The sequence below is a fragment of the Bradyrhizobium lablabi genome, assembly GCF_001440475.1.
GTDB classification, from domain to species: Bacteria; Pseudomonadota; Alphaproteobacteria; order Rhizobiales; family Xanthobacteraceae; genus Bradyrhizobium; species Bradyrhizobium lablabi.
Window position 1 is genome coordinate 80,394 of sequence record NZ_LLYB01000043.1, and the last position, 5,980, is coordinate 86,373.

Genomic DNA, 5,980 nt, shown 5'->3' on the forward strand with positions numbered 1-5,980 from the left:
CGCGAGGAGATGAGGGCGATCGAGCGTACAGTAAGGGAGGATCACAAATGTGCCAATGGTGCTTNTGCATGAACCTTTCGCGGCCGTCGAGAAGGCTTTTTAGCTTCGATTGACGCATCGGCTGCTGCTGTTGCGCTCGCGGCGCCTGCGGCTGTGGCGGAAGAAGTCAAGGCTGCGGCGGCTGCGGCCCCAGTCAATGCCGCATCTGCCGAATAATCAAAATTTTAAACAGGAGGTTCCAGTGGCGGCGACAAACGTCGTTCCGAACAAAGACACATTCAATATCAACGAGCACTTTAACAAGCTTATGAGGGGTGTCGGTCTAGACCCATCGGACACTGGCGGCTCGATCACTTTCGTGGGCGAAGACCCGATAATGGATAGCCGGATCAGACTTGGTGCGGCCTATGCAATTCCCTACATGGGAACGGCGGCGGCGGCGGCGATGATCTGGAAAATGCGGACCGGACGCAGCCAGGATCTCAAAATCGATCTGCGCAAGGCCATCCACTATATCGCCGATATGCCTTGGTCCACACTGAACGGCAGGATTTATACTGCTCCCTACATGAATGGCTGCGCACTTCTGGAAGAGAGCTACCTGACGAAAGACGGACGCCGTTTCTCTCCGATCGGCTTTTATCCCCACATGGAGCGCGGGTGGTGTTCGTTCCTCGGTTGCGCTCCGACCAAGGAAGCCATTGCCGCGAAAATCGCCGAGTGGAACGCGCTCGACCTCGAGACGGCATGCAGCGAGCGCGGGCTTGTCGGTGGAATGGTGCGCACCATCGAGGAATGGGCCAACACCGAATGCGGCCAGCAACTCGCACAAACACCGGTCATCGAGATCGCCAAGATCGGCGACAGCGCGCCCGAATCTTTCTTGCCGAGTGCGGCGCGCCCCGTTTCGGGGATCCGCGTCATCAACAACACCCACGAGATCGCGGGAACGGTGATCGGCCGGACATTCGCCGAACAGGGCGCCGAGGTGATCCAGACCACGTCGCCCGACGAGTTCTTCCATGAGCACATCTTCCTTGAGGCCGGCGTCGGGATGCGTCAGGCCTATGTGGACATCAAGAAACCCGACGAACTCGAGGTCATGTACAACCTCATCAAGGGCGCCGATGTTTTCGCGGAGAACTACCGCCATATGGGCGAGCATGGGCTTTCACCCGAAACCGTTGCGGCGAAACGCCCCGGAATCATCTACGTGTCGGCGCGCGGCATTTCCCATCACGGGGCCTGGGCAGAACGTGGAGCTTTTGATCCCCTGTCGCTCCCAATGACTGGCATCTGCGCGTTGGAAGGGACGCTGGACGCGCCAAGATATCCGCCCTTTGGCTTGTTGAACGATGTCATCAGCGGCATCTTCGGAACTCTAGGTGCTTACGCCGCGCTCATTCGCAGAGCGAGGGAAGGCGGCAGCTACCATGTGAAGGTGTCTCTGTGCCGTTGCTCGATGTGGTACGGCACCCTCGGCTTTTTCGAGCGGGGCGATACCAAACGCGACGGGGAGCAGCACAAGCTGATCGACCCGGATATGTTTGAAGCCGAAACGCCGCTCGGATTTCTCAGGCGTCCAGCACCCTGCGTTGAGTTCTCGGAGACAAAGGGATACTGGGCCGACCCCGTGCTTCGTTATCGCGGTTCGGATAAACCAGAATGGCGTAAGTAAGATGTAAGGAGGCTGATCGCTACCCATATCAGCAAGTACGAGGAGAGCGTGAAGCAATACCCGAACCTCAAGGTGGGCGAAGANGGGGAGGAAATGCGGGCGATCGAGCGTACAGTAAGGGAGGATCACAAATGTGCCAATGGTGCTTNCGCTTGAACCTTTCACTGCCGTCGAGAAGGCGTTTTTTAGCTTCGATTGGCGCATCGGCTGCTGCTATTGCGCTCGCGGGACCAGCCGCTTTCAGCGGCTCTGCCGTAGCACAAGATGTCAAGGATCCCCCAACGCGGTCCATCGCAATCTCAACCAAAGAGGTTACGGATCCCGACGTGGCGGTTTCGCCTGACGGGCGCTGGCTGGTCCTTACCGCGCTGGGTCACCTGTTTCAGCTGCCGACAACAGGCGGCGCGGCGAAGCAGCTGACTTTCGGTCCGTACTACGATTCAGCGCCGGCCATCTCGCCGGACGGAACGAGCGTGGCGTTCATTTCCGACCGGGAGACCCTAAGCCAGGGCAACGTCTTCGTCCTCGATATCGCGAGCGGCCGAATCCGCCGGCTAACCAACGAATTCTGGGCCGACCGGCCGGCATGGTCGCCCGACGGCAAGAGCATTGCCTTTCTCAGCTATGAGCTGCTCGGACCCGCGGGCGATTACTGGTTTGTCGTCCCTAAAGGGCTCAGGAGCCAGGTTCGACGGGTCGGCGTCGCGGACGGCAAGGTCGCGGTGTTGTCGGAACCCGGCTTTGCGCGGGCCGTCGCGTTTCTCACCGACGGTCGCCCGGTCTGGTCGGAGGTCGAGCTCGAGAGCGAAAAGGAACCCGCGATGAGCCGGCTCGCAGTAGCGACCCAGGCGGGCCAGCCGACGACCGCGCTCATGGTTGAAGGCGTGGCGGACCGGATCGGCGTCGATCCCGGCGGCCTCTACCTTCGACTCTACGAGGCCGCGTCTCCACTGAAGAACCTTTTTCCGCAGCGTGAACGACTGGCTTATCTGCCGCTGGGTCGGGGCAGCACTGACCAGATAGTGAGGGTCCTGTTGAGCGGGCCGGAACGTTCGGCGCAGGGAGTCGAGGACCGCGGCGAGGGCGTGCGCGTTTACCCAGCGCAACTTTCGAATCCGATGCCGCGACCGGCGTTTGGCGTCGCCAACGGCTCCATCTACCTCGGCGACCGGGGCAAGCTGTGGCGTGTAGACGCAGCCACCGGCAAGCGCGACGAGATCGCCTTCTCGGCGGAGATCACCTTCGACTTCTTGCCGGGATCGCCGCCGCCCGCTTACACAAATCGAAACCCCGCCTCGCCCACGAGCATCCTCACTCCTCGCCTCGCTCCGGACGGCGCAAGCGTGATCTTCACCGCCGCCGGCTCCCTGTGGCGGCAGCCGCTTGCCGGAGGCGAGTCCCGGCGGCTGCTCGACACCGGCGGCTTCGAGTGGGGTCCGGCGGCCCTCTCGCCTGACGGCAAGAAGCTCGCCTATCAATTGAGCGAAGGGGCTGACCAGCAGCTTCGAGTCGTGGACCTCGCGACCGGCCGAAACCAGGTGCTGATCTCTCAACCTCGCACCGGGCGCTACCAGCCCGCCTGGAGCCCGGACGGCACCCAGCTCGTTTACGCATACTACGAGCCCCGGGCGCACGGGCCGAAGGTGCCGTGCGTTTACCTCGCGGATCTCGCCAGCGGCAAACACCGCAAGCTGGCGGACGGAAATCCCCGTTGGACGCCTTCCCCACACTTCTCGGGCGACGGGAAGTGGGTCTACTTCACTGCCGATGGACAAGTGCATCGCTCCCCGATCGGGACACCCGGCGCCGGCCAACCGATCACCGAGTTCACGGAGTTCGCGGCGGACGCGCAGGTTTCGCCGGACGGCAAGCGGCTCGCCTTCCGCCGCAACGACGAGATCTGGATGGCGCCGCTCGGGGCGCATCGCGTCAAGCAGGACGAGACGTTCCGGCTTTCCCCGAGGGGCGGACACAATTTCGCCTTCACGCCTGACGGTACCTCGCTCGTCTACTCGAGCGGGGCCGACGTGTGGCTCCACCCCCTTAAGGATGGCGGACAGAAACAAGTCCCTATCCAGCTCAAATTCTCGACAGAACCTCCACCACCGGTACTGCTCCGCAACGTGCGTGTCCTGGATTTCAAGGTTGGTGGCTTCACTGAGGGCACGTCGCTTCTGGTCGAGGACGGCCGGATCCAGTGGATCGGAAGCGAGGCGGGTCACACGCTACCGGGAAACCTGAACGTGGTGGACGGCGGCGGGCGGTTCGCCATTCCCGGCCTGTTCGACGTGCACACGCACACCGCGACCCCCATCCATCCCCAATCGGCTCGCGACGTCAGCCATATGGAGCTCTGGATCGCGTACGGGGTCACCTCGGTGGGAGACATGGGCAGCGACCTGAGCACGCTCAACGTCTGGGCGGATCGACGCACGGCCTTCGGGGCGCCCGTGCCGCGAATCTTTTCGTACGGCAGCATGATCGAGGCGATGCCCTTCATCTTTGGCGGCTCCGCCTTCATCGCCTCCGACGAGCAGGCGCGAGAGGTCGTGCGCGTGGAGAAAGGAGAAGGCGCTGTCGGCTTGAAGTCCTATTTCACCTTGCCGTGGTCGTTGCATCACGCGATAGCTCGCGCAGCGGTCCAGGAGAAGCTGCCCGTCCGAGCCCACGCGTTCACCCGGGAGGAAGCGATCCGGGGAGTCCTCCTCGGCCACGAGGGGGTGGAACACATGCTTTCCGTCAACATGTACTACGACGATATCCTGAAGCTTTTCGCCGCGGCGGGGACGCGTTGGACGCCGACCTTGCCGGTCATGTTCGCGTTTATCCCCGAAGCCGCGCCGGTCCGGACCGCCATGATCGATACGGTAAAGCGCGCCTATAGAAATGGCGTGCAACTCCTTCCCGGTACGGACTCACTGAATCTCCGGGATGAGTACGGCCAGGCGGTCCATGCCGAGCTCCAGAATTTCGCGCAGGCGGGAATCCCGCCGCTCGAAGTGCTGCGCATCGCGACCCAGCACAGCGCCGCGATGGTGGGGGCGGACAAGCTCCTGGGCAGCCTGGAGCCAGGCAAGCTGGCGGATATCGTGCTGCTCGAGGGCAACCCCCTGGACAACATTGCGAACACGCTGACGGTTTGGAGGGTGCTCCTCAGCGGCAGGGTGTTCGAAGAACCTCAGCCGCTAACCGCAAACGGCGGCGAAGATGTGAGAATCCCGGATGATCCGCATTCGGGTCATTGATGCGACCTCGCCGACCGCGTGGTTCTCGACGCGAATCCTCTGGATGACATCGCGAACGCACTGACCACATGGCGCGCAATTCATGCAGCTCGACTGGCAGACATTAGGGCCCGTGGCTGTGGTGCACGAGGAGGCTCAATGCAGAGTCGTCATACCATGCGTCTCCAAAGCCTCGATGACGCCGTCGAAGATCAGCGCAACGCCCATTGCCGAGACGAAAAATCCAACTATTCGGGTGATCGCATCGATGCCCATTGCGCCGAGCCTGTCGGAGAGCTTGCTGGCATATGCCAAACACAGGTAGGTGACGACCATTGTCGCGAAAATGGCTAGGACAATCGCCACGAATGAGGCCAATTCTGTTGACGATCGCTTGATTGTCGAAGTCATGCCAAGGATGGTAGCGATTGCGCCAGGTCCGCACATGAGCGGCATCGCAAGTGGCACGAAAGCGATGTTAGAGCCCTGATCCACGCCGCCAGCCGGGATCACACCACCGGAAGGTGACGGTGAAAATAGCTCAAACCCGATCTTCATCAGGATAATTCCGCCGACGATGCGGACCATGCTCAGCGGTACGCCGAACAATCGTAGGATCAGCGTTCCGAAGATCAGAAAGAAGAAAGACAGCAACAGGGCGTAGAGGCAGGCTTTCCAAGCCACCTGGCGATGAGTGGCTGAGTCCCGGCCTTCCAGCATCTTCAGATAGACAGGCATGACCTCGAGCGGATTTATGATCGCGAGCAATGTCGCGAACGTGCCGACGAACAACGAGAGTTCATGACCCATCGACCTTATTCCTCATGTCCGCACATGGACAATCGGCCGTCTGGCGGCAAGGCGAACTAGTCGTCGCTTCTATTTCGTGAACATCGGCCTCGTGGGCGTGGGCGGCGTTGCCGCCGCGGGCGAAAGATTGAACGTCAGCCAGAGGTTCCAGCCTGCTGGCCGATTTTCATTGGCGAATTCGCCGTAGGCCTTCAGGTTCAGATATCCCTGCATGTCTCCGACCGGGAAAATGTAGCCGACCTGCGGTCCGACGCCGAGCACCCGCGAC

3 protein-coding genes and 1 pseudogene are annotated in these 5,980 nt (G+C 61.6%); 2 read left to right on the top strand and 2 right to left on the bottom strand.

Annotation, left to right across the window (positions count from 1 at the left end; translation table 11 throughout):
* Positions 1-241 precede the first annotated feature (241 nt).
* Positions 242-1,678: a CoA transferase gene (locus CQ14_RS05220; RefSeq protein ID WP_245320199.1), complete on the top strand. Its 1,437-nt coding sequence runs from the start codon at positions 242-244 to the stop codon at positions 1,676-1,678.
* 326 nt (positions 1,679-2,004) lie between these two features.
* On the top strand, positions 2,005-4,923 hold the full coding sequence (locus tag CQ14_RS05225; RefSeq protein WP_057856859.1) for an amidohydrolase family protein: 2,919 nt from the start codon (positions 2,005-2,007) through the stop codon (positions 4,921-4,923).
* Positions 4,924-5,058: 135 nt separating this feature from the next.
* On the opposite strand, the gene CQ14_RS05230 is transcribed toward CQ14_RS05225, so the two are convergent.
* Together CQ14_RS05230 and CQ14_RS45685 are read right to left on the bottom strand one after the other, a co-directional pair.
* Entirely contained in the window at positions 5,059-5,712 is a 654-nt protein-coding gene (locus CQ14_RS05230; protein ID WP_057856860.1) for a MarC family protein, read from the bottom strand.
* A 69-nt stretch (positions 5,713-5,781) separates the two neighbouring features.
* Positions 5,782-5,980 (bottom strand): annotated as a pseudogene (locus CQ14_RS45685) (transporter); the annotation flags it as partial.

What these genes read in the sequence shown, in the direction of transcription:
- CQ14_RS05230 (WP_057856860.1), bottom strand. Translation starts at nt 5,712, where the DNA reads ATGGGTCATGAACTCTCGTTGTTCGTCGGCACGTTCGCGACATTGCTC.